This is a genomic window from Barnesiella sp. (assembly GCF_022723415.1).
Classification (GTDB): Bacteria; Bacteroidota; Bacteroidia; order Bacteroidales; family Barnesiellaceae; genus Barnesiella; species Barnesiella intestinihominis.
Window position 1 is genome coordinate 1 of the sequence record NZ_JAIJHU010000128.1, and the last position, 1,907, is coordinate 1,907.

At 41.5% G+C, this 1,907-nt stretch carries 1 protein-coding gene; it reads left to right on the top strand.

Going from position 1 to position 1,907, the window contains the following annotated elements; all coding sequences use genetic code 11:
• Positions 1-12: 12 nt before the first annotated feature.
• Positions 13-1,907: hypothetical protein (locus tag QVD32_RS13010; protein WP_287710361.1), on the top strand; the 1,895-nt coding region annotated here is incomplete at its 3' end.

Sequence of the window (1,907 nt, forward strand, 5' to 3'; positions counted from 1 at the left end):
AAATGAAAGTGTATGGCAGTATTATTGGCGAGGGGCCAGATAACGATTGTGGCGATAAAGGATGGTAAGGACGGTGCGCAGGGCAAGGACTACTGGCAGCAGGATGTGTGGGTAGACTTGTCGGCTGCTGAATATGACCGGAATGTTTGGTATCCAGTTGTGGGCGGGGCTTTGCCTTCTGGCGGTTTTGTCGGCATTAAGGTTTCTGTTGGTCTTAACAGCGGAACAAAACCCTCATGGTCAACTCATTCGGCAGGCTTTTCTGTAGATTTTCATATCGACACGCAACGTTCGGGCTGGGGCGAAACGCCTGGCGAGACAATCATATATACAGACAATTACGCTTGGTGCCCGGTTTCACCCGTCAGCTATAGACAGTTAAGTAATGACAGCAGACCAGTATTGTATCTTCGTGGCGGAGGTAAGTATCGTGTTATCGCTACAATTGCAATAGAGTGGAAAATATATAAAGACGGATACACTTGGCAGTCGGGACAGTACTCTCAATCTGCTATGCCTCAGAATTCTCGCCCTACCCCAGAGGGGCATACTCTTAAGGGTGATAAGGGTGACAAGGGAAACCCAGGAAAGGACAGTATCACATGGACACTGACACCAGACACTATCACGTACGACACTGACGACAGCGGAAAGGCTATCAATGTAGGCACGGGTAAGACAACAACGCTAAGAGTACTGAGAGGCAACGATGAGCTGACAAACTTCACGATAAAAGGAGTAAAGAACATGGTGAACTGCCTGGCTTCGAGGTTGAACAACACAAACAGCTTCTACATATCAACCATCACGGCTCAGAAAGTAACCCTTGGTACTGATACGATAAATGTATCTTGCACTAACGGTTCATTTGATGTAGAGTTTGACATAGATGGCATAACCTATACCGCTACGGCAAAGTTTGCTGTGAATGTGGCTGCATTTACTGGCATTGTAGCATTCGACAACAAAAGCTATAAGTCGCAGTTTGAAGAGGTGTCCAATAGACTGAATAGCACTGCGACAAAAGACGAGTTGGCTCAAGCAAAGTCTGAAATCGAACAAACGGCAAGAGAAATCTCCCTGTCTGTGAGCGAGAAGTCAATAGCAAGGCGCAATCTGCTTGTGGGAAGTGATTTCAGAAAACAAACCAATGACTTCATCATTTCTAATGATGCAAGAATTGAAATGAACAGTGGATATCAAGGTACAAACTGTATCAAAGTCATTGATGATACAGATGGAAAACCACACTATCTTGGTGTGTACTGGGATGGTTCACAAGGTGGTAAAAGCATCAAGATTGAAAAAGGTAAAAAATACACAATATCATGTTGGTATTTTACCAATGATACAAATGCTTTTTTTTGTCTTGAAGCAATCTATACAGATAAACAAACAAATGGTAAAAGATTGGGGCAAGTAACTTATGAGGCATCAAATTATTTTTCACCAAAATCTGACCAATGGCAATTGTTCACAACAGTGATTAATACAAAAGATGCAAAATCTGATTACATTGCATTCAATTTTTGGGAATTTTGCAATATCAATGCAGGCGGGATTGTAGCCTATATATCAAGACCAATGGTTGAAGCAGGTGCAGAATACAACGGTTGGACATTATCAGATAAAGATTATGATTATGTCGGTGCTAACTTGATTGATAATTCAAGAACCTTTGAACTTGGTGGTAATGTTATAAGAGTTGTTGGAACTAAGAAACTTGTTGGTGATGCTTATGAGTTATCTGCAACATTGGGTGACGATTATAATACCTTTTATGAGATAGACAATACAGCCTTCAAATTGAATACTGATTATACAATAAGTTTTGAGGTTAAGGGTGATGCAAAGTACATGGGTGTTTTTGTGTATTACAAGCCTACAAATACACCTTGGGCTTATTG